1 protein-coding gene is annotated in these 488 nt (G+C 50.0%); it reads right to left on the reverse strand.

Features of this window, described 5'->3' with window-relative positions; genetic code table 11:
- Positions 1-68: 68 nt before the first annotated feature.
- Positions 69-401 carry a DUF4177 domain-containing protein gene (locus ABJ99_RS04065; RefSeq protein ID WP_019335129.1) on the reverse strand — a complete coding sequence of 111 codons (333 nt, stop codon included), beginning with the start codon at positions 399-401 and terminating at the stop codon, positions 69-71.
- Positions 402-488: the final 87 nt, after the last annotated feature.

Consider the following 488-nt stretch of genomic DNA (forward strand, 5'->3'; position numbering starts at 1 on the left):
TGGAAGCTGTAGGAATCTATGTCCACAGCATGACCAAGGGCTCGGTTTGAATCAGTACGAAACCCTTTTTAGGTCTGAGGGGGTTTATCCAAAAGGGTCGGTGTGACAATGCTGCGTTTGAAGAAGAACAAAAAACCGGTACTGATCGCGTAGCCAAACGCCCAGCCCTGTGCGTTTTGGTTGCCAATTTGTTCATGGCCACGATTGATCTGCTGAACACTCACCAGCTCCCATCCTTCTCTGCCATGTCGATTCAATACGGCCAGAGTTTCTGGGTCGCTCAGATACCTCTCAACATCCGGCTGGGTTGTCTCATCTATCGACTTGAACATCAACATGCCGCTGGTCACGGTTTTGTAGGGCAGGGGGACGAAGGTCTGGGTGTATTCATAGAGTGTCATCGGATACCTACTGCAAGTAGATGGGGAAGGGCCAGGTCATTTTTGCAGTTTCTAAGCGCCGGGCTAAGCGACAAACCTATTCCATTT

Origin of the sequence: Pseudomonas syringae pv. cilantro (assembly GCF_001293775.1) — a bacterium.
In the GTDB taxonomy this organism is placed as follows: domain Bacteria; phylum Pseudomonadota; class Gammaproteobacteria; order Pseudomonadales; family Pseudomonadaceae; genus Aquipseudomonas; species Aquipseudomonas syringae_P.